This window comes from Pseudomonas sp. NC02, assembly GCF_002874965.1.
Classification (GTDB): domain Bacteria; phylum Pseudomonadota; class Gammaproteobacteria; order Pseudomonadales; family Pseudomonadaceae; genus Aquipseudomonas.
Genome location: NZ_CP025624.1, coordinates 760,414 through 785,649 on the forward strand (window position 1 = coordinate 760,414; position 25,236 = coordinate 785,649).

The 25,236-nt window shown below is 60.4% G+C and carries 10 protein-coding genes, 1 tRNA gene and 2 rRNA genes; 12 read left to right on the plus strand and 1 reads right to left on the minus strand.

Annotation, left to right across the window (positions count from 1 at the left end; genetic code table 11):
- Positions 1–5: 5 nt before the first annotated feature.
- From C0058_RS03460 to C0058_RS03500, 9 genes are all read left to right on the plus strand, one after another.
- A tRNA-Ala gene (locus C0058_RS03460) sits at positions 6–81 on the plus strand.
- Between the two features lie 224 nt (positions 82–305).
- Positions 306–3,199, plus strand: a 23S ribosomal RNA gene (locus C0058_RS03465).
- Between the two features lie 153 nt (positions 3,200–3,352).
- Positions 3,353–3,468, plus strand: a 5S ribosomal RNA gene (rrf, locus tag C0058_RS03470).
- A gap of 159 nt (positions 3,469–3,627) precedes the next feature.
- Positions 3,628–7,077: an exodeoxyribonuclease V subunit gamma gene (recC, locus tag C0058_RS03475; RefSeq protein WP_102368024.1), complete on the plus strand. Its 3,450-nt coding sequence runs from the start codon at positions 3,628–3,630 to the stop codon at positions 7,075–7,077.
- Positions 7,074–10,751: an exodeoxyribonuclease V subunit beta gene (gene recB, locus C0058_RS03480; RefSeq protein WP_102368025.1), complete on the plus strand. Its 3,678-nt coding sequence runs from the start codon at positions 7,074–7,076 to the stop codon at positions 10,749–10,751. Before recC ends, recB begins: the two co-directional genes overlap by 4 nt.
- A complete protein-coding gene (gene recD / locus C0058_RS03485) occupies positions 10,748–12,799 on the plus strand; it encodes an exodeoxyribonuclease V subunit alpha (protein ID WP_008430617.1) in 2,052 nt (683 codons plus the stop codon). The genes recB and recD overlap by 4 nt, the downstream gene beginning before the upstream one ends.
- A 161-nt stretch (positions 12,800–12,960) precedes the next feature.
- The gene (locus C0058_RS03490) at positions 12,961–13,530 is read left to right on the plus strand and encodes a YfiR family protein (protein WP_032898591.1); all 570 of its coding nucleotides are present in this window, start codon (positions 12,961–12,963) and stop codon (positions 13,528–13,530) included.
- Entirely contained in the window at positions 13,527–14,795 is a 1,269-nt protein-coding gene (locus C0058_RS03495) for a diguanylate cyclase domain-containing protein (protein ID WP_102368026.1), read from the plus strand. The genes C0058_RS03490 and C0058_RS03495 overlap by 4 nt, the downstream gene beginning before the upstream one ends.
- A 4-nt stretch (positions 14,796–14,799) precedes the next feature.
- Complete coding sequence (locus C0058_RS03500; protein ID WP_102368027.1) at positions 14,800–15,291, plus strand: OmpA family protein; 492 nt, start codon at positions 14,800–14,802, stop codon at positions 15,289–15,291.
- Positions 15,292–15,426: 135 nt separating this feature from the next.
- On the opposite strand, the gene C0058_RS03505 is transcribed toward C0058_RS03500, so the two are convergent.
- Positions 15,427–16,374 (minus strand): LysR family transcriptional regulator, encoded by a 948-nt coding sequence (locus C0058_RS03505; protein WP_008430612.1) that lies wholly within the window; start codon positions 16,372–16,374, stop codon positions 15,427–15,429.
- Positions 16,375–16,505: 131 nt separating this feature from the next.
- Here C0058_RS03505 and C0058_RS03510 point away from each other — a divergent pair, with 131 nt between their 5' ends.
- From C0058_RS03510 to C0058_RS32930, 3 genes are all read left to right on the plus strand, one after another.
- Positions 16,506–18,023, plus strand: coding sequence for a CoA-acylating methylmalonate-semialdehyde dehydrogenase (locus tag C0058_RS03510; protein ID WP_008430611.1), 1,518 nt, complete (start codon positions 16,506–16,508; stop codon positions 18,021–18,023).
- A 14-nt stretch (positions 18,024–18,037) separates the two neighbouring features.
- Positions 18,038–18,925: a 3-hydroxyisobutyrate dehydrogenase gene (mmsB, locus tag C0058_RS03515; RefSeq protein ID WP_003214181.1), complete on the plus strand. Its 888-nt coding sequence runs from the start codon at positions 18,038–18,040 to the stop codon at positions 18,923–18,925.
- Between the two features lie 869 nt (positions 18,926–19,794).
- Entirely contained in the window at positions 19,795–25,140 is a 5,346-nt protein-coding gene (locus C0058_RS32930) for a BapA/Bap/LapF family large adhesin (RefSeq protein WP_218274255.1), read from the plus strand.
- Positions 25,141–25,236: the final 96 nt, after the last annotated feature.

Below are 25,236 nucleotides of genomic sequence, written 5' to 3' on the forward strand. Positions count from 1 at the left end.
GTTATGGGGCCATAGCTCAGCTGGGAGAGCGCCTGCCTTGCACGCAGGAGGTCAACGGTTCGATCCCGTTTGGCTCCACCATTAACTGTTTCTACTGTTAGAGTTTAGAAATGAATATTCGCCAATGAATATTGATTTCTAGTCTTTGATTAGATCGTTCTTTAAAAATTTGGGTATGTGATAGAAAGATAGACTGAACGTTACTTTCACTGGTAACGGATCAGGCTAAGGTAAAATTTGTAAGTAATTGCGAATTTTCGGCGAATGTCGTCTTCACAGTATAACCAGATTGCTTGGGGTTATATGGTCAAGTGAAGAAGCGCATACGGTGGATGCCTTGGCAGTCAGAGGCGATGAAAGACGTGGTAGCCTGCGAAAAGCTTCGGGGAGTCGGCAAACAGACTTTGATCCGGAGATGTCTGAATGGGGGAACCCAACCATCATAAGATGGTTACCTTACACTGAATACATAGGTGTATGGAGCGAACCAGGGGAACTGAAACATCTAAGTACCCTGAGGAAAAGAAATCAACCGAGATTCCCTTAGTAGTGGCGAGCGAACGGGGACTAGCCCTTAAGTGGCTTTGAGATTAGCGGAACGCTCTGGAAAGTGCGGCCATAGTGGGTGATAGCCCTGTACGCGAAAATCTCTTAGTCATGAAATCGAGTAGGACGGAGCACGAGAAACTTTGTCTGAATATGGGGGGACCATCCTCCAAGGCTAAATACTACTGACTGACCGATAGTGAACTAGTACCGTGAGGGAAAGGCGAAAAGAACCCCGGAGAGGGGAGTGAAATAGATCCTGAAACCGTATGCGTACAAGCAGTGGGAGCAGACTTTGTTCTGTGACTGCGTACCTTTTGTATAATGGGTCAGCGACTTATTTTCAGTGGCGAGCTTAACCGAATAGGGGAGGCGTAGCGAAAGCGAGTCTTAATAGGGCGTCTAGTCGCTGGGAATAGACCCGAAACCGGGCGATCTATCCATGGGCAGGTTGAAGGTTGGGTAACACTAACTGGAGGACCGAACCGACTACCGTTGAAAAGTTAGCGGATGACCTGTGGATCGGAGTGAAAGGCTAATCAAGCTCGGAGATAGCTGGTTCTCCTCGAAAGCTATTTAGGTAGCGCCTCATGTATCACTGTAGGGGGTAGAGCACTGTTTCGGCTAGGGGGTCATCCCGACTTACCAAACCGATGCAAACTCCGAATACCTACAAGTGCCGAGCATGGGAGACACACGGCGGGTGCTAACGTCCGTCGTGAAAAGGGAAACAACCCAGACCGTCAGCTAAGGTCCCAAAGTTATGGTTAAGTGGGAAACGATGTGGGAAGGCTTAGACAGCTAGGAGGTTGGCTTAGAAGCAGCCACCCTTTAAAGAAAGCGTAATAGCTCACTAGTCGAGTCGGCCTGCGCGGAAGATGTAACGGGGCTCAAACCATACACCGAAGCTACGGGTATCACCTTCGGGTGATGCGGTAGAGGAGCGTTCTGTAAGCCTGTGAAGGTGAGTTGAGAAGCTTGCTGGAGGTATCAGAAGTGCGAATGCTGACATGAGTAACGATAATGGGTGTGAAAAACACCCACGCCGAAAGACCAAGGTTTCCTGCGCAACGTTAATCGACGCAGGGTTAGTCGGTCCCTAAGGCGAGGCTGAAAAGCGTAGTCGATGGAAAACAGGTTAATATTCCTGTACTTCTGGTTATTGCGATGGAGGGACGGAGAAGGCTAGGCCAGCTTGGCGTTGGTTGTCCAAGTTTAAGGTGGTAGGCTGGAATCTTAGGTAAATCCGGGATTCTAAGGCCGAGAGCTGATGACGAGTCATCTTTTAGATGACGAAGTGGTTGATGCCATGCTTCCAAGAAAAGCTTCTAAGCTTCAGGTAACCAGGAACCGTACCCCAAACCGACACAGGTGGTTGGGTAGAGAATACCAAGGCGCTTGAGAGAACTCGGGTGAAGGAACTAGGCAAAATGGCACCGTAACTTCGGGAGAAGGTGCGCCGGTGAGGGTGAAGGACTTGCTCCGTAAGCTCATGCCGGTCGAAGATACCAGGCCGCTGCGACTGTTTATTAAAAACACAGCACTCTGCAAACACGAAAGTGGACGTATAGGGTGTGACGCCTGCCCGGTGCCGGAAGGTTAATTGATGGGGTTAGCTAACGCGAAGCTCTTGATCGAAGCCCCGGTAAACGGCGGCCGTAACTATAACGGTCCTAAGGTAGCGAAATTCCTTGTCGGGTAAGTTCCGACCTGCACGAATGGCGTAACGATGGCGGCGCTGTCTCCACCCGAGACTCAGTGAAATTGAAATCGCTGTGAAGATGCAGTGTATCCGCGGCTAGACGGAAAGACCCCGTGAACCTTTACTATAGCTTTGCACTGGACTTTGAATTTGCTTGTGTAGGATAGGTGGGAGGCTTTGAAGCGTGGACGCCAGTTCGCGTGGAGCCAACCTTGAAATACCACCCTGGCAACTTTGAGGTTCTAACTCAGGTCCGTTATCCGGATCGAGGACAGTGTATGGTGGGTAGTTTGACTGGGGCGGTCTCCTCCTAAAGAGTAACGGAGGAGTACGAAGGTGCGCTCAGACCGGTCGGAAATCGGTCGTAGAGTATAAAGGCAAAAGCGCGCTTGACTGCGAGACAGACACGTCGAGCAGGTACGAAAGTAGGTCTTAGTGATCCGGTGGTTCTGTATGGAAGGGCCATCGCTCAACGGATAAAAGGTACTCCGGGGATAACAGGCTGATACCGCCCAAGAGTTCATATCGACGGCGGTGTTTGGCACCTCGATGTCGGCTCATCACATCCTGGGGCTGAAGCCGGTCCCAAGGGTATGGCTGTTCGCCATTTAAAGTGGTACGCGAGCTGGGTTTAGAACGTCGTGAGACAGTTCGGTCCCTATCTGCCGTGGACGTTTGAGATTTGAGAGGGGCTGCTCCTAGTACGAGAGGACCGGAGTGGACGAACCTCTGGTGTTCCGGTTGTCACGCCAGTGGCATTGCCGGGTAGCTATGTTCGGAATAGATAACCGCTGAAAGCATCTAAGCGGGAAACTAGCCTCAAGATGAGATCTCACTGGAACCTTGAGTTCCCTGAAGGGCCGTCGAAGACTACGACGTTGATAGGTTGGGTGTGTAAGCGCTGTGAGGCGTTGAGCTAACCAATACTAATTGCCCGTGAGGCTTGACCATATAACACCCAAGCAATTTGCGTCGAAGAGACCAGATTGCGGTGTGTGAAGACGAAACGAACCGAAAGTTCGAGATCTTGCAAAACACCGAAAGCTATCACATACCCAATTTGCTGAAGCGAGGCCAGCTGGCCGCGACTCAGTACCCGAATTTCTTGACGACCATAGAGCATTGGAACCACCTGATCCCATCCCGAACTCAGCAGTGAAACGATGCATCGCCGATGGTAGTGTGGGGTTTCCCCATGTGAGAGTAGGTCATCGTCAAGATTAAATTCCAGAACCCCTGATTGCTTACGCAGTCAGGGGTTTTGTTTTGCGCGGTCGGAAAGTATGGCGAGCGTCTCCAAGTGTTCCTCACTTGCAGCCTACGATTGTCTTCAATGCTAAAGTCCATCCCTCGATTTTGCTTTTCCCAAGGAAGCCGTTATGCCGGATGCGACGTCCCTCAGTGCTGGATTCATGGTGGTTCACGGCAACCGCCTGGATGAGCTGCGCAGCCTGGTTGTCAGCTGGATGCGCCGTTACCCGCTGGCTCCCCTGGAAAACGAAATCGCCCTGGTACAAAGCAACGGCATTGCCCAGTGGCTGAAACTGGCGCTGGCTGAAGACCCTGAAGACGACGACATGGGCGGTTGCGGCATCGCTGCCGCTATTGATGTGCAGCTTCCCGGTAGCTTCATGTGGCAGCTCTATCGCATGGTCCTGGGCAAAGACGAAATCCCGCCCAAGTCCCTGCTGGATAAAGCCCCACTGACCTGGCGCCTCATGCGCCTGTTGCCGGAGCTGATCGATCAGCCCCATTTCGAACCCCTGCAACGCTTCCTGACCCACGATACGGATCTGCGCAAACGCTACCAACTCGCGGAACGCCTCGCCGACCTGTTCGACCAATACCAGGTCTACCGTGCCGACTGGCTGGAAGATTGGGCTGCCGGTCGCCATCAACTGCGCAATGGCCGTGGCGAATCCAAACCCTTGAGCCCGGCCAACTGCTGGCAAGCCGAACTGTGGCGCGCCCTGCTGTTGGACGTAGGAGAGGAGGGCATGGCTCAAAGTCGCGCCGGAGTTCACCAACGCTTTATCGAGCGCATCAATAGCCTGGAGCAGGCACCGATAGGCCTGCCCTCCCGCGTGATCGTGTTCGGCATTTCCTCCTTGCCAGCCCAAGCGCTGGAAGCCCTTGCCGGCCTCGCCCGTTTCAGCCAGGTGCTGCTGTGTGTGCACAACCCTTGTCGCCATCACTGGTCCGACATCGTCGCCGACAAAGACCTGCTCCGAAACGAATACAAGCGCCAGGCACGCAAGGCCGGAATGCCGGTCACCATCGACCCGCAAACCCTGCATCAGCACGCCCACCCGCTGCTCGCTGCCTGGGGTAAGCAAGGTCGCGACTACATCAACCTGTTGGACAGCTACGACGACCCCAACAGTTACCGCTCGGCATTCCGTGACGGTCGTATCGACCTGTTCAGCGAGAGCGAGCCCACCACCTTGCTCAACCAACTCCAGGACGACATCCTCGAACTGCGCCCCCTCAACGAAACCCGTGAACTCTGGCCAAGCGTCGACCTGGCGCGCGACACTTCCATTCGCTTCCACATCGCCCACAGTGCCCAACGCGAAGTTGAAGTTCTTCACGACCAGTTACTGCAGCGCTTCAGCGCCGACCCCACGCTGCGCCCACGGGACATCATCGTCATGGTCCCCGACGTCGACAACTACGCGCCGCATATTCGCGCCGTATTCGGCCAGCTTGAAAGAAGCGACCTACGCTTCATTCCGTTCACGCTTACGGACCAGGGCCAGCGCGGCCGCGATCCGTTACTGATCGCCGTCGAGCACCTGCTCAAGCTCCCGGACAGCCGCTTTCCGGTCAGCGAAATCCTCGACCTGCTCGACGTCCCGGCCCTGCGGGAACGCTTCGCCATCAAGGAACGCGACCTGCCGACCCTGCACCGCTGGATCGAAGGCGCCGGTATCCGTTGGGGCCTCAACGCCGAACAACGCGCCGGCCTCGGCTTACCCCAGGAGCTGGAGCAAAACAGCTGGCGGTTCGGCCTGCGTCGCATGCTCCTGGGCTACGCCGTCGGTACGGGCTCTGCCTGCGATGGCATCGAGCCGTACGATGAAATCGGCGGCCTCGATGCTGCCTTGATAGGACCGCTGGTCGCACTGCTCGATGCGCTGCACGACGCCCACCAGGCACTTTCGCAACCTGCCGCACCGACAGAGTGGGGCGAGCGCCTGCAAAACCTGATGCAGCTGTTCTTCCTCCCGAGCAACGAGCACGACGACTACCTGTTGGGTCAGCTCGAGCAACTGAGAGAAACCTGGCTGGAAACCTGCGAGTCCGTCGGACTGCATGACGAATTACCCCTGACCGTAGTCCGCGAGGCCTGGCTGGCAGGCCTCGACCAAGGCCGACTGTCCCAGCGCTTCCTCGCGGGAGCTGTCAATTTTTGTACCTTGATGCCCATGCGCGCGATCCCATTCAAGCTGGTTTGCCTACTCGGCATGAACGATGGCGACTACCCACGCGCACAACCGCCGCTGGACTTTGACCTGATGGGCAGCGACTACCGCCCAGGCGATCGGTCACGTCGCGAAGACGACCGCTACCTGTTGCTCGAAGCCCTGCTCTCCGCCCGCGACCAGCTCTACATCAGTTGGGTCGGTCGCAGTATCCGCGACAACAGTGACCGCCCGGCATCGGTCCTGATCGGGCAGTTGCGCGACCACATTGCCAGCGGCTGGCACACCACCAGTGGCGAACCACTCCTGGAAGCCACCACCCAGGAACACCCGCTCCAGCCCTTCAGCGCCCGCTACTTCCATGAAGGTGACGAGCTGTTCAGCTACGCCCGCGAATGGCAGTTGCTCCACGCAATCCCGGACAGCCTGCCCGATACCGGCAGCCTCGCACCCTACACCCAGGAAGAACCGCTGAGCCTTGGCCAACTGCAAGACTTCCTGCGCAACCCGGTCAAACACTTCTTCAGCCAGCGCCTGAAAGTATTTTTCGAAGCCGCCGAAGTCCCGCTGGAAGATGAAGAACCCTTCGTCCTCGATGCACTGCAGCGCTATAACCTGAGCGACAGTTTGCTCACGGCGGCACTCACCCGCCCCGACAACCTCGACGAAGCCCTCAACGCCCAGGCCCTGCGTCTGCAAGGCAGTGGCTTGTTGCCGATGGTTGGTTTCGGCGAATGCCTGCGCAAAGAACTGATCGAGCCTCTGCCCGACCTGTTGCAGCGTTACCAGCAACTCCTGGCACTCTGGCCCACTGCGCACACCAGCGCCGAACCGATCATTTTTGAGCATCAAGGCATCCAACTGGAAGGTTGGATCAGTGGCCTGCATCAACGCAGCGATGGCGGCTTTCTAAGCGTCACCGCCATCCCCAACAGCATCGGCTCGATCAAGACCCGTAAGTGGCATCGCCTGATTCGCCCATGGGTCAACCACCTGGTGGCCTGTGCCTGCGGCCTTCCGTTAAGTACCGGCCTGGTCGCCAGCGACGACACACTGCTATTGGCCCCACTTGAGCAAGCCACAGCCCGGGAGCTCCTCGGCAACCTGCTGCTCGCCTGGAAAACCGGCATGAGCGAACCACTGCCGGTCGCCGTTAAAACCGCATTCGCCTGGCTCGGTCAAACCGACCCGGCCAAAGCGCAAGCCGCCGCCAGCAAAGCCTACGAAGGCGACGGCCAAACCAGCGACGGCGAGCGCCGTGAAAGCCCTGCGCTCATCCGACAGTTCCCCGACTACGCCGCCTTGATGGCCAGCGAAGAGTTCGAAGGCTGGTGCGAAACCCTCTATCGACCGTTGATCAACGCTCCCTGGCGATCACTCACCAGCGCGGAGGCCAGCGCATGAGCGGTACAAAACCCCTGGCCCTGGCCTTCCCGCTCAAGGGCAGCCAACTGATCGAAGCCAGTGCCGGCACAGGCAAGACATTTACCATCTCAGCGCTCTACCTGCGGCTGGTACTCGGCCACGGAGGGGACGAATCGGGCTTCGGCCGCGAGTTGCTGCCGCCGCAAATTCTCGTCGTGACCTTTACTGATGCCGCCACCAAAGAGCTGCGTGAACGCATCCGAATCCGCCTGGCAGAAGCCGCGCGTTTTTTCCGCGAAGAAATCGAAGAACCCGACGCGTTGATCGCGGAACTGCGCGACCAATACAGCCCCGAACAATGGCCCGGCTGTGCCAATCGCCTGGACATCGCCGCCCAGTGGATGGATGAAGCCGCCGTCTCGACCATTCACAGCTGGTGCCAGCGCATGCTGCGCGAGCACGCCTTCGACAGCGGGAGCCTGTTCACCCAGACCCTGGAGACCGACCACAGCGACCTGCTCGGCGAAGTGCTGCGCGACTACTGGAGGCTGTTCTGCTACCCGATGCACGACGATGCGCTGAACTGGGTGCGCAACAATTGGGGCGGCCCGGCGGCCCTGATGCCACGGGTACGCGCGCTGTTCGGCAGCGAGCGGCCCACGGATGAAACGCGTGACCCCGCCGAGCTGATCAACGAATGCCTGCAAGAGCGCCGCCAAGCACTCGTCGCGCTCAAGGCACCCTGGCAACAATGGGCAGAAGAATTGCGCAACATTTGCCTGCAGGCCGTCGCCGCCAAAACCGTCGATGGTCGCAAGATGCAAGCCCGTTACTTCGAACCCTGGTTCGAAAAAATCAGCGCCTGGGCAGCTGACGAGTCTCTCGAACAACTGGACATCGGCACCGGTTTCACCCGCCTGACCCCCGACGGCATGGCCGAAGCCTGGAAAGGCGAACCACCACGCCATCCGGGTATCGACGCCATGGCCAGTCTCAAGGCCAGCCTCGACGCCCTGCCAACGCCCGATGCTGCTGTGCTGCAACACGCCGCCGGCTGGGTGGGAAAACGCTTCGAAGAAGAAAAGCGCCGGCGCGCCGAAATGGGCTTCGACGACATGCTGATCCGCCTCAACGCCGCCCTGCAAGCCGACGGCGGCGAGCGTTTGGCCAGCGTGATCCGCGAGCAATTCCCGGTCGCCCTGATCGACGAGTTCCAGGACACCGACCCGGTGCAATACAGCATCTTCGACAGCATCTACCGCATCGAAGAAAACCACCTCGACAGCGGCCTGTTTCTGATCGGCGACCCAAAGCAGGCGATCTACGCCTTCCGTGGCGCCGACATCTACACCTACCTGCGCGCGCGCCAGTCCACCACCGGCCGCCATCACACCCTGGGCACCAACTTCCGTTCGAGCCACGCCATGGTCGAGGCGGTAAACCACGTATTCCAGCGCGCAGAAAAAGGCCGTGGAGCGTTCCTGTTCCGTGAGCCCGACGGGACGAATCCGGTGCCGTTCCAGTCGGTATTGTCCCAAGGCCGTAAGGAACAACTGCAGGTCAACGGTCAGACGTTGCCTGCGCTGAATCTCTGGCATCTACCCACCGACCAGCCGATCTCCGGCGTGCTCTACCGCCAACAGTTGGCCGCGTCCTGTGCCAGTCAAATCGTCGCGTTACTCAATGGCGGCCAGCAGGGAACTGCCGGATTCCTCGGCAAAGACGCTAGCTTCAAAGGCGTGCTGCCGTCAGACATCGCCATCCTCGTGCGCGACGGCAAGGAAGCCCAGGCCGTGCGCGGTGAACTGGCTGCCCGTGGCGTGCGCAGCGTTTACCTCTCCGATAAGGATTCTGTGTTCGCCGCCCAGGAAGCCCACGACCTGCTGGCCTGGCTCAAGGCCTGTGCCGAGCCGGACGTCGAGCGCCCACTGCGCGCCGCCCTGGCTTGCGTCACCTTGAACCTGTCGCTGCCCGAACTGGAGCGTTTGAACCAGGACGAACTGGCGTGGGAACAACGCGTAATGCAGTTCCGCGATTACCGTACGATCTGGCGCACCCAAGGCGTGCTGCCGATGCTGCGGCGCCTGTTGCACGACTTCAAATTGCCGCAAACCCTGATCACCCGCAGCGATGGCGAGCGGGTATTGACCAACCTGTTGCACCTCTCGGAATTGCTGCAACAGGCGGCCGCAGAGCTGGACGGTGAACAAGCGCTGATTCGCCATCTGGCCGAACATCTCGCGCTTTCCGGCCAGGCCGGTGAAGAGCAGATCCTGCGCCTGGAAAGTGATGAACAACTGGTCAAAGTGGTAACGATCCACAAATCCAAGGGGCTGGAATACGACCTGGTTTTCCTGCCGTTCATTTGCTCGGCAAAACCGGTGGATGGCAGCCGCCTGCCGTTGCATTACCACGACGCAAACGGCAAATCCCAGGTCAGCCTCAGGCCCACCGCCGAGTTGATCGCCCAAGCCGACGATGAACGGCTGGCCGAAGACTTGCGTCTGTTTTACGTGGCGCTGACCCGCGCCAAACACGCCTGCTGGCTGGGCATCGCCGACCTCAAGCGTGGCAATAACAACAGCTCGGTGCTGCACCTGTCGGCCCTGGGCTACTTGCTCGGCGGCGGCGCTTCACTTGGCGAGTCCGGCGGCCTGGCCCGCTGGTTGCTTGACCTGCAGGAAGGTTGCCCGGCACTGCATTACGCAGAAATGCCCGAGGCCGATGCGGTCGTATTCCACCCGCCGCGTAACCAAGCCACCTTGCTCGCGCCGCTGCTGCCCAAGCGCAAGGCGGCAGAAAACTGGTGGATCGCTTCCTACAGTGCGCTGCGTATCGGCGAGAGCATGAGTGCGGCGAGCCTCGAAGCGCCGGAAAGCCCACAAGCGCAGAAGCTGTTCGATGACGAACGCCTCGACCCGGATGCCCCACGCGAAGTGCCGGCTTCCGGTGGCGATATTCACCGTTTCCCACGCGGGCCGAATCCCGGCACCTTCCTCCATGGCCTGCTGGAATGGGCGGGCGGCGAAGGCTTCAATGTTACCCCGGAGGCCATCGAAGATGCGGTTGCCCGCCGCTGCAACCGACGTGGCTGGGAAGGCTGGATCGGCACACTCGGCGGTTGGCTCGGGCATCTGTTGCAAGCCCGGTTGCCGCTGGGCAACGGGCAGGTGGCCCTTAGCGAGTTGCGGCAGTACCAGATCGAAATGGAGTTCTGGTTTGCCAGCCACAAGGTCGACGTCCTCGCACTCGACAAACTGGTGTGCCAGCACACTCACAATGGCGTATCCCGCGTGGCCGCCGAACCGGTGCTGCTCAATGGCATGTTCAAGGGTTTTATCGACCTGACCTTTGAACACGAAGGCCGCTACTACGTGGCCGACTACAAATCCAATTGGCTTGGTCCCGATGATTCGGCCTACACGCAGCAGGCCATGGAACTGTCGATCCTCGACCATCGTTACGACCTGCAATACGTACTTTACCTGCTGGCCCTGCATCGCCAGCTGAAGGCGCGGCTGCCGGATTACGACTACGACCGTCACGTCGGCGGCGCGTTGTACCTGTTCCTGCGGGGCACCCATTCCGCGAGCCAGGGCGCGTATTTCACCCGACCACCCCGGGAATTGATCGAAAGCCTGGACCTGCTGTTCCAGGGCAAACCGCTGCCACCCAAGGCCGAGCCCGCCTGGGAACAAGGAGAGCTGCTATGAGCCTGTCGCCGTTACCGCTTGAGGAGCTGACGCCCCTCAGCCGCGCCGCCGACCTGGTGCAACTGCTCGATCTCTGGGTGCAGCGCGGCTGGTTGCGCGCGCTGGACAAGGCCTTTGTCGGCTTCCTCCACGAACTCGATCCGCAGGCTGATCCTTTAGTCCTGCTGGCCGCGGCCCTGACCAGCCACCAACTGGGCCATGGCCATGTATGCCTGGACCTGTTCGAAACCCTCAAGGCCCCGGATTTCGCTCTGTCGCTGCCACCCGAAGGCGATGTGCAAACCGGCGTCATGCTACTGCCATCACAGTTGCTCGACGGCCTGGACGGCGCCCATTGGTGCCATGCCCTGGCCGCCAGCCGTCTGGTGGCACTGGCCGTCGACGGCAGCGAGGAGGCGCAAAGCCGGCCACTGGTGCTGTCGGGCAAACGCCTGTACTTGCGCCGCTACTGGACCTACGAACGGCGTATCGACAGCGCTTTGCGCCTGCGACTCGCCACCCGGGAAAGCGTTGCCGCCGATCTGCCCGAACGCCTGAATCGCCTGTTCGACCAGGCCCCGCCAGACGGTGTTGTCGACTGGCAAAAACTCGCCTGCGCCTTGGCCACCCGCGGTGCATTCAGCATCGTCACCGGCGGGCCGGGTACCGGCAAGACCACCACGGTGGTGCGTTTGCTTGCGCTGTTGCAGGCCCCCGCCGTGGAAGCGGGCAGCGCGTTGCGCATCCGTCTGGCGGCGCCCACCGGCAAGGCGGCCGCACGCTTGACCGAGTCCATCAGCCAGCAAGTGCTGTCGCTGAAAGTGCCTGATGCGGTGAAGGACAAAATCCCGACCCAGGTCACCACCGTTCACCGTTTGCTCGGCAGCCGTCCCGGCACCCGACACTTCCGGCATCACATCGGCAATCCGTTGCCCCTGGATGTGCTGGTGGTAGACGAAGCCTCGATGATCGACCTGGAAATGATGGCCAACCTGCTGGACGCCTTACCACCCCATGCTCGCCTGGTGCTGCTGGGTGACAAGGACCAGTTGGCCTCGGTTGAAGCCGGGGCGGTGCTGGGGGATTTGTGCCGCGACGCCGAAGCCGGTTTCTACAGCCCGCAAACCCGCCAGTGGCTGCAACAGGTCAGCGGCGAAGACCTCGGCGCCAGCGGCCTGCAGGAAGACCTCGACGGTAGCCACCCCTTGGCGCAACAAGTGGTGATGCTGCGTTACTCGCGGCGTTTCGGCGAAGGCAGCGGCATTGGCCAGCTGGCCCGCTGGGTCAACCAGCAAAACCCTGAGCAGGCCCGCAAACTGCTGGCTGCCCGCAGCCATGCCGACCTGTTTTGCGTCAGCCTCAAGGGCGAGCACGACCATGCCCTGGAGCGCCTGGTGCTGGACGGCCATGGCGACGGTGCCCACGGTTATCGCCATTACCTGAAACTGCTGCAGACCGCGCGTCCGTCCCTGGAGACGCCACGGGATGACGAGGCCTGGACGCTCTGGGCGCAAAAGCTGCTGAAAGCCTTCGACGCATTCCAGTTGCTCTGCGCCGTACGCAAGGGCCCATGGGGCGTGGAGGGCCTGAACCTGCGCATTACCGCCGCGCTGCTCAAGGCTCGGCTGATCGACAGCGACCAGCAATGGTACGAAGGGCGCCCGGTGTTGATGACTCGCAACGATTACGGCCTGGGCCTGATGAACGGCGATATCGGTATCGCCCTCAAGCTGCCCGAAAGCGACGGCGGGCCGCAGGTTCTGCGCGTCGCGTTCCCGCGCAACGATGGCCAGGGCGGCGTACGGTTTGTGTTGCCCAGCCGGCTCAACGACGTCGAAACCGTCTACGCGATGACGGTGCACAAATCTCAGGGCTCTGAATTCACCCACACCGCACTGATTTTGCCGGACGCCTTGAACCCGGTGCTCACCAAAGAGCTGATCTACACCGGCATCACCCGCGCCAAGGACTGGTTCAGCCTGATCGAACCCCGGGGTGGCGTATTCGAAGAGGCGGTGAGCCGCAAGGTGAAACGCTTGAGTGGGCTGATGCTGGAACTGGGCACTTGATCGTCAAAGAAGCTGACCGATGGGACATCTAAATTTTCTGATCCAAATGTGTGATTTTTCTTAATAAAATGTCGGAATCCTCCTGGGTGTCACCTCGGGGGTTTTCCGCCGTTGTGCTATCGTTGCGGCATCATCCCGAGAAGATCAAAGAGAATCGCTGCATGAACGTGGCTGTCTCGCCCACAGAGCGAAGTTTGAGCTGGAGACGAATGCTGCTGTTGGCGCTTCTGTGCGTGTTCACGCCCCTCGTTTTTGCCCAGCCGCCTGCCGGCATGGCCGATCAGCGGGCCAAGGCCGTCACCCAAGTGGTCCTGGGAATTCTCAGTTACGCCCGCTGGCCGGTAGAGCCCGCGCAATTGCGTTTGTGCATCGTCGGGCCAACCCAATACACCGATGACCTGGTCAAAGGCACCACCCAGGCTACCGGCCGTCCGGTAGTGGTGCAGCGTTTGCTGGCCGACCATCCAGACATCGCCAATGCCTGCGATGCCGTGTACATCGGCCAATTGACCAGCGACGAGCGCAGCCGCCTGTTCGCGGCATTGATCGGCCATCCAGTGCTCAGCATCAGCGAAGGCGGCGACCAATGCACCGTGGGCAGCCTGTTCTGCCTGCGGGTAGCCGACGAACAGGTGTCGTTCGAGGTCAACCTGGATTCCGTTGCCCGTAGCGGTGTGCGCATTCATCCGAGTGTGCTGCAGCTGTCCCGACGTCGAGCGCCGGGGTCATGAGTGTCGATAAGGCGCCAGTGCGTCCTACCTTGCGTTCAGTGATCGGGCGCGGGCACCTGAGCCTGGCGCTGATGGCCGTCAGCATGGCCAGTATCTCCCTGACCCTGCTCGGCGTGCTCGCGCTGCGGGTGTATGCCGACCACAATCTGCACCTGATCGCCCGCTCCATCAACTACACCGTGGAAGCGGCCGTGGTGTTCAACGACAGCGCGGCGGCCACCGAGGCGTTGGGCGTGATCGCCTCTGAGGAAGAAGTGGCCGAGGCGGAAGTCTTCAACGTCGACGGCAAGCAACTGGCCCATTGGGAGCGCCCTGAAACCGGGATGCTGTCGATGATTGAGCTGCAGTTGGCGCATGCCCTGCTCGAACAACCCATCACCCAGCCGATCCTGCACCAGGGCCAGGTCATCGGCAGCGTGCACCTGACCGGCCACGGCGGCAGCCTGTTGCGCTTCCTGCTCAGCGGCCTTGCCGGGATTCTGGTGTGCACCGCCCTCAGCGCCTGGGTTGCACTGTACCTGGCGCGGCGTTTGTTACGCGGCATCACCGGACCGTTGCACAGCCTGGCCTCGGTGGCCCACGCCGCCCGAAGCGAGCGGGCCTTTGACCGACGCGTACCGCCGGCGAAAATCGCCGAACTCGACAGCCTGGGCAATGACTTCAATGCCCTGCTCGACGAACTGGAGGCCTGGCAGACCCACCTGCAAAGCGAAAACGAAACCCTCGCCCACCAGGCCAGCCACGACAGCCTGACCGGGCTGCCCAACCGTGCGTTCTTCGAAGGGCGGCTGATCCGCGCCCTGCGCAGCGCCGCCAAGCTCAACGAGAAAGTGGCGGTCTTGTTCCTCGACAGCGACCGCTTTAAAGACATCAACGACAACTTCGGCCACGCCGCCGGCGATGCGGTATTGGTGGCAGTGGCTAAGCGCATTCGTGCGCAACTGCGAGAAGACGACCTGGTGGCACGCCTGGGCGGCGATGAATTCGCCATCTTGCTGTCGCCTCTGCACCGACTTGAGGACGCCCAGCGCATTGCCGAAAAAATCATCGCCAGCATGGACGCGCCCATTGCGCTGCCCGGCGACGCCCACGTATTGACCTCACTCAGTATCGGCATCGCCGTCTACCCCGATCATGGCGCCACCCCCGGTAACCTGCTCAACGCCGCCGATGCGGCGATGTACCAGGCCAAACGGCTTTCCCAGGGTGGCCAGCAAACGGCGGAATCGGAGTCCCCCGCCGCCGACGTTCAACACAGGAGTTGATCCCTTGTTCTCGACCGCACGCTTTTTATTCATCACCTTGCTCGTGGCTCTGCTCGCCCTGAGCGGCTGCCAGACCCCGCCGCCAAAAGGCCTGACACCGGCGCAAATCGCCGTGCTCAAACAGCAGGGTTTTGAACTGACTGACGAAGGCTGGGCCTTCGGCCTCTCGGGCAAGGTGCTGTTTGGCAGCGACGTCGAAAGTCTGAATGCCCCCAGCACCGAGATCGTCCAGCGCATCGGCAAGGCGCTGCTGGGCGTGGGCATTCAGCGCGTGCGGGTCGACGGCCACACCGACGCCTCGGGCAAGGAAACCTACAACCAGCAACTGTCCCTGCGCCGAGCCAAAAGCGTCGCGCACGTGTTGGCAGGGGTTGGGATGAAAGAAGAAAACGTACAACTGCGCGGGCTGGGCAGCAGCGAGCCGGTGGCGTCCAACGCGACAGCGGCGGGGCGCACCGAGAATCGCCGGGTGTCGATTGTGGTGATTGCGGACTAGTCTGGCTTTCGGGCCGTTCGAGTTGCAATGCAATCAATGTGGGAGCCGGGCTTGCCCGCGATGGCGGTGGATCAGTTGATGTATTGGGTGACTGACACACTGCTATAGCGGGCAAGCCCGGCTCCCACATTTTATTTAATCGGCAAACACCATCTCCCGCGTTTCCCCCATCAACAACGGCTGATTCTGCTCCGTCACCTCACGGATGTAATCCCACAGCAGGGTGATCCGTTTCAACTTCCTCAAGTCCTCGCGGCAGTACATCCAGAACTGCCGCGTGATATTGATTTCCTTGCCCAGCACCGGCAGCAATCGCGGGTCCTGCGCCGCCAAAAAGCACGGCAGGATCGCCAGCGAGCGCCCTTGCTGCGCCGCCACATACTGCGCAATCACGCTGGTGCTGCGCAAACTGGCGCTGGCGCCGGGCACTACATTGGCCAGGTACAGCAGCTCTGAACTGAACGCTAAATCATCCACGTAGCTGATAAACGGATGCTCGGCCAGGTCCGCCGCCCGGCGGATGGGCGGGTGCTGGTCCAGGTATTCCTGCGTCGCGTACAGCTGCAGCTTGTAGTCGCACAGCTTGCAGCACACGTACGGCCCGTGTTCCGGCCGCTCCAGGGCGATGACGATATCCGCCTCGCGCTTGGACAGGCTGATGAAGTGGGGCAGGGGCAGGATGTCCACCGAGATCGCCGGGTAGGTGTCGACGAAGTGGCTCAGTTGCGGGGTGACGAAGAAGCTGCCGAACCCTTCGGTGCAGCCCATGCGCACGTGGCCGGACAGCGCCACGCCGGAGCCGGAGACCTGTTCGCAGGCCATGTGCAACGTGCTTTCGATGGACTCGGCGTAACCCAGCAGGCGCTGGCCTTCGGTGGTCAATACGAAGCCGTTGGTCCGGGACTTTTCAAACAGAAGAGTGCCCAACGATCCTTCAAGGGAACTGATACGCCGCGACACCGTGGTGTAGTCCACGGCCAGGCGCTTGGCAGCGACGCTGGCCTTGCGGGTACGGGCGACTTCGAGGAAAAACTTCAGGTCATCCCAGTTCAGGGAGCCCAGTGACGTGATGTTTTTTTGCATATTGGACCGGCTTTTATGTGCGTTCTTATTAGAAGTTTGCACATCTATACTCCAAAAACAGTCCGAACGCCTCATCCTCAAGGCGATTCAACGCCTTGGTTCTCTGCATACCTACAAGAATTGGAGACCACATGAACGCATCTGCCGATATTTCCGTAAAACAGGTCAAGCTGCTGATCAACGGCGAGTGGGTCGAATCCAGGACCACCGAATGGCAAGACATCGTCAACCCCGCTACCCAGCAAGTGCTGGCCCGCGTACCGTTTTCCACCCCTGAAGAAGTCAACGCTGCCATCGACGCCGCCCATCGCGCCTTCCAGACCTGGAAGCTGACGCCGATCGGTGCGCGCATGCGCATCATGCTCAAGCTGCAAGCCTTGATCCGCGAGCACTCCAAGCGCATCGCCGTGGTCCTGAGTGCCGAGCAGGGCAAGACCATTGCCGACGCTGAAGGCGACATTTTCCGTGGCCTGGAAGTGGTCGAGCACGCGTGCTCCATCGGCACCCTGCAGATGGGCGAATTCGCTGAAAACGTCGCCGGCGGTGTGGACACCTACACCCTGCGCCAGCCGATCGGCGTGTGCGCCGGCATCACCCCGTTCAACTTCCCGGCGATGATTCCGCTGTGGATGTTCCCGATGGCCATTGCCTGCGGTAACACGTTCGTACTCAAGCCATCGGAACAGGACCCGCTGTCGACCCTGCTGCTGGTTGAACTGGCGCTGGAAGCCGGGGTGCCAGCCGGCGTGCTGAACGTGGTTCACGGCGGCAAGGACGTGGTGGATGCGCTGTGCACCCACAAAGATATCAAGGCCGTGTCCTTCGTCGGTTCGACCGCCGTCGGTACCCACGTCTACGACCTCGCCGGTAAACACGGCAAGCGCGTGCAATCGATGATGGGCGCCAAGAACCACGCCGTGGTGCTGCCGGATGCCAATCGCGAACAAACCCTGAACGCCCTGGTCGGCGCCGGTTTCGGTGCGGCGGGTCAGCGTTGCATGGCAACTTCCGTGGTGGTGCTGGTAGGCGCGGCCAAGCAATGGCTGCCGGACCTCAAGGCCCTGGCGCAAAAGCTCAAGGTGAACGCCGGCAGCGAAGCCGGCACCGATGTGGGTCCGGTTATCTCCAAGCGCGCCAAGGCACGCATTCTCGACCTGATCGAAAGCGGCGTGAAAGAAGGCGCCAAGCTGGAACTGGATGGCCGCGGCATCAAGGTGCCGGGTTTCGAGGACGGCAATTTCGTCGGCCCGACGTTGTTCTCCGGCGTGACCACCGACATGCAGATCTACACCCAGGAAATCTTCGGCCCGGTGCTGGTGGTGCTGGAAGTCGACACCCTCGACCAAGCCATCGCCCTGGTCAACGCCAACCCGTTCGGCAACGGCACCGGCCTGTTCACCCAGAGCGGCGCGGCGGCGCGTAAATTCCAGAGCGAAATCGATGTGGGCCAGGTCGGCATCAACATCCCGATCCCCGTGCCGGTTCCGTTCTTCAGCTTCACCGGTTCCCGTGGTTCGAAACTCGGCGACCTGGGCCCGTACGGCAAGCAAGTGGTGCAGTTCTACACCCAGACCAAAACCGTCACCAGCCGCTGGTTCGACGACGACAGCGTCAACGATGGCGTCAACACCACCATCAACCTGCGCTGATCGAGGAGACGACCATGAAGATTGCATTTATCGGCCTGGGCAACATGGGCGCGCCGATGGCGCGCAACCTGATCAAGGCTGGCCATGCGCTGAACCTGTTCGACCTGAACCAGACCGTGCTCAAGGAACTGGCGGAACTGGGCGGCACCATCAGCGCTTCACCGCGCGCGGCAGCCGAAGGCGCCGAGTTGGTGGTGACCATGCTCCCGGCTGCGGCCCATGTGCGCAGTGTGTGGCTCGGTGAAGACGGCGTGCTCGCCGGCATCGGCAAAGGCGTGCCGGCGGTGGATTGCAGCACCATCGACCCGCAGACCGCCCGCGATGTAGCGGCGGCGGCAGCGAAACAAGGCGTGGTGATGGCGGATGCTCCAGTGTCCGGCGGCACCGGCGGTGCCCAGGCTGGGACGTTGACCTTCATGGTCGGCGCCACCCCGGAACTGTTCGCCACCCTGCAACCGGTGCTGGCGCAGATGGGCCGCAACATCGTCCATTGCGGCGAAGTCGGCACCGGGCAAATCGCCAAGATCTGCAACAACCTGCTGCTGGGTATCACCATGGTCGGCGTCAGCGAAGCCATGGCCCTGGGCGATGCGCTGGGCATCGACACCCAAGTGTTGGCGGGAATCATCAACAGCTCCACCGGGCGCTGCTGGAGTTCGGACACCTATAACCCATGGCCCGGGATTATCGAGACGGCGCCGTCGTCCCGGGGTTATACCGGTGGGTTTGGTGCAGAACTGATGCTCAAGGATCTGGGACTGGCCACTGAAGCGGCCCGCCAGGCACACCAGCCGGTGATCCTCGGCGCAGTGGCGCAGCAGTTGTATCAATCGATGAGCCAACGTGGGGAAGGGGGCAAGGACTTCTCGGCGATCATCAACAGCTATCGAAAACCAAAGTAGGGCGATTGTCCTTCTTCACTGTGGGCCCCTGATTTTTTACTGCGTAGACCTTCCAGCACCAGCTCACTACTGGTGCTTTTTTTTGGCCTGAATAAACCCCTTCGCGACGGTTGTGGGAGGGCGGTATTACTTATCGACTAATGCCTAGGGATAAGGTTTTTTTGCATTGTTATAGTTGTGAAATAAACTTTTACAAGTTTCAGGTGTGACGCTGAAATATCATGTTTTTGATCATGGGTTATTCATTTGGTGAGTGTCCATGGGGCGCTCGATTATCATGCCGTTATAATTGATTTCTCGGTTATGTGTGTTCGGTTTGTCGTGGCTTCCCTCATTAAATACCCATGTTTATTGCGTGTTTACATTTCTCTTTGATGTTGACTACTGCCTCGCTAGTATCGGTTTTGCGAGCGTTGTCATGGTTGCTGCGTCTCGATAACTTCCGCCGAAGCGTTGTACTTTCAAAGTTGTGCAGGTGTGTCAGAGATGGCTAGCGAATGGATGCGTACATCGGGTTTCCCAGGGCTATCGGCCTCATCGAACGAGGCCGCCCTGGAACTTGAAAAAGCCCGCATCCTGGCCCGCCACCTCTCCCGGTTGCTCGACCTCTGGGCTGCGATGCAGTCCAGCCCAAGGCCCGGGCAGGCTTATTCTGACGCCAAGGATGTGCCACCTCATTCGGTGTCAGCGTGTTGCAAGCGCACGCGTGTGGGTCTGCAATGTCGTGAAGAAACCGGCGTCGGTTGATCGCTGTAAATCCTGACCAGTCCTATATAAACGCAAAAAAAGTTTCGTGCTCGGCGGTAACTACCGTCGTGGGCATTCGCTCGCGCTGAAATACGTGTGTCCATATAAAAAACGGGTGAGAGATGAAAAACATAACTATTGTCGACAAGGCAACGGGGACGGCGACAGAGCATGCCTTTGGCAACGCCAGCCTCAAGGGAACCAGCATTGTAAAACTGCCGTTCGGACAAGAAAGCGTTCAATCGTTTCAACAGTCCGGCCAAAACCTGGTGGTCACTCTAAAGTCTGGAGAAACCATCACCATTCAGAACTTTTTTGTGGTGGGAGCCGACGGCTCCGCTAACCAACTGGTACTGGAAAATGCCGACGGAACATTGTTGCTCGGCAACTATTCCACGCCGTATTCGGGTTTCAACTTCACCGAAATCTCGACCCTGGACGACCTGGGTGTGGCAGCCATTGCCGCTGACAGTGCGGTGCCGGACTGGGTGCTGTGGGGCTTGGGCATCCTCGCCGTCGGCGGTACCGCCGCGGCATTGAGCGGTGGTGGCGGTGGTGGTGGCCATCATCATCAAACGCCAGTTCCTGCACCCGGTGCTGCGACCGGTTTGTCGGTCAACAGCGCGGGCACGGTGGTCAGCGGTAAAGGTCAGCCTGGCACCACCGTCACGGTCAAGGATGCCGCCGGTAACGTACTGGGCACAGGCACTGTGGGTACCGACGGCAACTTCCAGGTCAACCTGGACAAGCCGCAAACCAATGGCGAAACCCTGCAAGTCGTCCTCAAGGATGCCGCGGGTCAGGAATCGCAACCTGCGTCTGTGGTAGCGGGTGATACAACCGCCCCCGCCGCACCGAACGGTTTGGCCGTCAGTGCAGACGGTACAACCGTCAGCGGTAAGGGCGAGCCTAACTCGACCGTGATCATCAAGGATGCCAATGGCGAGGTCCTCGGCACCGGCACCGTGGATGCTGAAGGCAACTTCCAGGTCACCCTGGGAACTGCGCAAACCAATGGCGAAACCCTGCAAGTCACCCTCAAGGATGCTGCCGGCAATGAATCGTCCGCCAGCCCCGTGGTGGCTGGCGACAGCACCGCCCCGGATGCGCCGACCAACCTGGTGATCAGTGCCGATGGCGCAACTGTCAGCGGTAAAGGTGAACCGAACGCTGCCGTGAGCATCAAGGATGCCAGCGGCAACGTGATCGGTACGGGCACCGTCGGCGCGGATGGCAATTTCCAGGTTTCGCTCGACACACCCGCGTCCGAAGGCGAAAGCCTGGCGATCACGCTCAAAGACGCTGCCGGCAATGAGTCGGCTCCGGGTGCGCTGGTTGTCGCCGATATTGAGACACCGCTTGCGCCGCGCAACCTGGCAATCAGTGACGTGGGTGACACGCTCAGCGGTGAAGGCGCCGCGGCCCACAAAGTCATCATCCTCAACGATGCTGGTGAAGTGGTCGGCAGCGGAACAGTGGCAGATGACGGCACATTCCTGGTGCAACTGAACTCGCTGCACATCAATGGCGAGCGGCTACGCGTGTTCCTGCGCAACTTCTCGGGCAAGGAATCCCTGCCAGGCATCGTCATCGCGGGGGACACCATCGCCCCGGATGCCCCAACAAACCTGGTGGTTGGCGAAGATGGCAGCACCGTCACCGGCAAGGGCGAACCGCGCGCGACCGTTACCGTGAAAGACGCCGATGGCAACGTGATCGGTACTGGCACGGTCGGCGACGACGGTAATTTTCAAGTCACCCTGGATCCGCTTCAGGTTAACGGCGAAACACTGGCTGTCACATTGACCGATGCAGCAGGCAACGAGTCTGTTCCGGCTTCTGTGATCGCTGTTGATATTGATGATACGGACGCTGATGCGGATGCGGATGCTGACGCGGATGCCGATGCCGATGCCGATGCCGATGCGGACGCTGACGCTGACGCTGATGCGGATGCGGATGCGGATGCCGACGCTGATGCTGATGCTGATGCGGATGCGGATGCCGACGCTGATGCTGATGCGGACGCCGATGCTGACGCGGATGCTGATGCGGACGCCGATGCTGACGCGGATGCTGATGCGGACGCCGACGCCGATGCGGACGCTGATGCGGATGCTGATGCTGATGCGGATGCCGACGCCGATGCTGATGCTGATGCCGACGCCGACGCCGACGCCGATGCGGACGCTGACGCTGACGCTGATGCGGATGCGGATGCGGATGCCGATGCCGATGCTGACGCGGACGCGGATGCGGATGCCGACGCTGATGCGGATGCTGATGCGGATGCGGATGCGGATGCCGACGCTGATGCTGATGCTGATGCGGACGCCGATGCCGATGCCGATGCCGATGCCGATGCTGATGCGGACGCTGATGCGGATGCCGATGCCGATGCCGATGCCGATGCTGATGCTGATGCTGATGCCGATGCTGATGCGGACGCCGATGCTGATGCCGACGCTGATGCTGATGCTGATGCCGACGCTGATGCTGATGCTGATGCCGACGCTGATGCTGATGCTGATGCTGACGCTGACGCTGACGCTGATGCTGACGCTGACGCTGACGCTGATGCTGATGCTGATGCCGACGCTGATGCTGATGCTGATGCTGACGCGGATGCTGATGCCGACGCTGATGCTGATGCTGATGCTGATGCTGATGCTGATGCTGACGCGGATGCTGATGCTGATGCGGACGCCGATGCTGATGCCGACGCTGACGCTGACGCTGATGCTGATGCTGATGCTGATGCTGACGCTGACGCTGACGCTGACGCTGACGCTGACGCTGACGCTGACGCTGACGCTGATGCTGATGCTGATGCTGATGCTGATGCTGATGCCGATGCTGATGCCGACGCCGACGCCGACGCCGACGCCGATGCTGATGCCGACGCTGACGCTGACGCTGATGCGGATGCTGACGCGGATGCCGATGCCGATGCCGATGCCGACGCTGACGCTGATGCGGATGCGGATGCCGACGCGGATGCCGACGCTGACGCTGACGCTGACGCTGACGCTGATGCTGATGCTGATGCCGATGCGGATGCGGATGCTGACGCGGATGCCGATGCCGATGCCGATGCGGACGCTGACGCTGATGCCGACGCCGACGCCGACGCTGATGCCGATGCCGATGCTGATGCGGACGCCGATGCTGATGCCGATGCTGATGCGGACGCCGATGCTGATGCCGATGCCGATGCCGATGCCGATGCCGATGCCGATGCCGACGCGGATGCGGATGCTGACGCCGATGCTGACGCCGATGCCGATGCCGATGCCGATGCCGATGCCGATGCTGACGCTGACGCTGACGCTGACGCTGATGCGGATGCGGATGCGGATGCGGATGCGGATGCGGATGCGGATGCGGATGCGGATGCCGATGCCGACGCCGACGCCGACCTCGAAGCCTTCGACGACCTCGCCACCGGCGAAGTAACCATCAAACCCGTAACATCCAACACCGGCCTGGCCGATATGCGCGTGTTCACCCTGTTGGGTGTCGGCGGCATCATTCTGGGCGATCACACCAAGCAGCAGGAGTTCTCGGTTGCCGAGGGTTCCAGCGGAACGCTGAACCTGCAGTTTGCCCAGGCCGACCTGGTCTCGCTGTTGGGCGGTGGCTTCACTGCCACGCTGGAAGTGAGCGACGGTGCCGGTGGATGGTTGCCGGTGCAACAAGGCAGCAACGGTTCGGGCTTGCTCGACCTGTTGGGTCTGTTTGGACAAAGCTCCAGCGCCAAAATCGAAGGCCTGGAAGCCGGGCAGTATCGCTTTACCCTCAAGCTCGACCCCAACCTGGTCAGCGTTGGTGCAGGGGCCACGGCCAAGTTGAGCGTCACCAATGACAGCCTCACCGACTTCACCGGTGAAGCTGGGCCGGATGTCACCGGCAACGTCATCACCGACCCGGGCATTGGCGGTAAACCGGATGAACCGGGAACCGGCGGGCCAGTGAAGGTGCAGGTCGAGGTCAACGGCGAATTCGTCGATGCCGACGCCACCACCGGCACGGTGCTGCAGGGCCAATATGGTCAGCTGACCATCTTCGCCAACGGCGAGTACAAGTACACCCCGAACGGCGATGTCGCCAGCATCGGCAAGGTGGATGCCTTCGAGTATCACCTGGTCAATGGTGCCGGTGCTTCGGCCTCGGCAACCTTGTATGTGCGTATCGACAGCCCGAGTGTCAACGTGGACTGGAGCGCTACCGATCCATCTGCGCCCGGCGTGATCAACACGGTTGCCAATGATGACCTGGGTTCGGCGCAGATCGACATCGTCAACCTGGTCACCCAGGCCGACCTGGCGCCCCTGAGCTACAATCTGGCACTGCTCGGCAGCAGTACGGGTACGGGTGCAGCGATCAACGTTGCCACGGGCACGACCGCAGAGCTTGCGATCAACGTCACCGTCACCGGCATTGCGTTGTTGCCAGGCACGACCGTCAATCTGCAGAAGTTCATCGGTAACGAATGGGTCACGCAGCAGACCACTACCCAGGCGAACCACACGTTCCAAGGGTTGGATGCCGGGACCTATCGCGTGACCGGGACGACCGGTGCCGTGCTGTCGCTGAGTGCGCTGCACATTGCGCAGAAGCTCACTACCACCTCCCTCACGGAGTTCGTGACCGGTGCAATGAGCAATGCGACTGGCAACCTGCTGTCCGACAGCTTGTCCGGGCCGGATGTCCTCGGTTCGCCGCTGACGGTACTCAGTGTGCTGGTCAACGGGGTCTATGTGATTCCTGGGCAAACGGGGACGAAAATCAACGGTGACCACGGCACATTGACCGTGTTTGCCGATGGTAAGTACGTCTACACCCCGCATGCCGGGCTGACGCTGGACGAGATTGGCCAGGTGGATAAATTCACCTACAAGCTCACCACGCCAACCGGCCAGGAAGACACCGCCGACCTCTACGTGCGCATCGACTCGCCGGATCGCGACCTGGTCTGGGACGACGCCAACCCGGGTGCGCCAGCCACTGAAGGTGCCGGCATTGCCGCTGCCCACAGTGCGGTGGACCAGGCGGCGGATGACGGCGCCAACGTTGACGGCGATCACCACGATGCCGTGGTGGCCGACGACACCGACTTCACCCATGTCGATGCTGGCGCGGGTGCAGACGGGTTGTTGTGGGAAGGCGGCGATGCAGCCATCAACCTCACCGACCTGATTGGCACAGTCAGTGGGGTGCACAGCATCGACCTGAACGATGTCAGCGCCGTCGACCTGACCCTGAGCCTCGAAGACCTGGTGTCCATCACCGGGCCTGAGTCGGATCGCTTGATGATCCAGGGCGACGATCAGGACAGCGTGCACCTGACAGGTGACTGGAGCGCCGGTGCGACCCAGGTAGAGAACGGTCTTGAGTACGTGATCTACACCAGTCCGGAAGATGAAACCCATCAGCTCTGGGTACAGAGCGGCATCAGCGTGGTGTAACGCCACCCCTGCCGGCCGGGCCGCAAGGCCCGGTTTTCCCTACCAACGGTAATGCAGCGATGGGCCGTGACGTCAGTCACGGTCCGTTGTTGTACT

Coding starts and splice junctions, on each gene's coding strand:
- recD (WP_008430617.1), top strand. CDS start 10,748: ATGAGCCTGTCGCCGTTACCGCTTGAGGAGCTGACGCCCCTCAGCCGC.
- C0058_RS03490 (WP_032898591.1), top strand. CDS start 12,961: ATGAACGTGGCTGTCTCGCCCACAGAGCGAAGTTTGAGCTGGAGACGA.
- recC (WP_102368024.1), top strand. CDS start 3,628: ATGCCGGATGCGACGTCCCTCAGTGCTGGATTCATGGTGGTTCACGGC.
- C0058_RS03510 (WP_008430611.1), top strand. CDS start 16,506: ATGAACGCATCTGCCGATATTTCCGTAAAACAGGTCAAGCTGCTGATC.
- C0058_RS03505 (WP_008430612.1), bottom strand. CDS start 16,374: ATGCAAAAAAACATCACGTCACTGGGCTCCCTGAACTGGGATGACCTG.
- C0058_RS03495 (WP_102368026.1), top strand. CDS start 13,527: ATGAGTGTCGATAAGGCGCCAGTGCGTCCTACCTTGCGTTCAGTGATC.
- mmsB (WP_003214181.1), top strand. CDS start 18,038: ATGAAGATTGCATTTATCGGCCTGGGCAACATGGGCGCGCCGATGGCG.
- C0058_RS32930 (WP_218274255.1), top strand. CDS start 19,795: ATGAAAAACATAACTATTGTCGACAAGGCAACGGGGACGGCGACAGAG.
- recB (WP_102368025.1), top strand. CDS start 7,074: ATGAGCGGTACAAAACCCCTGGCCCTGGCCTTCCCGCTCAAGGGCAGC.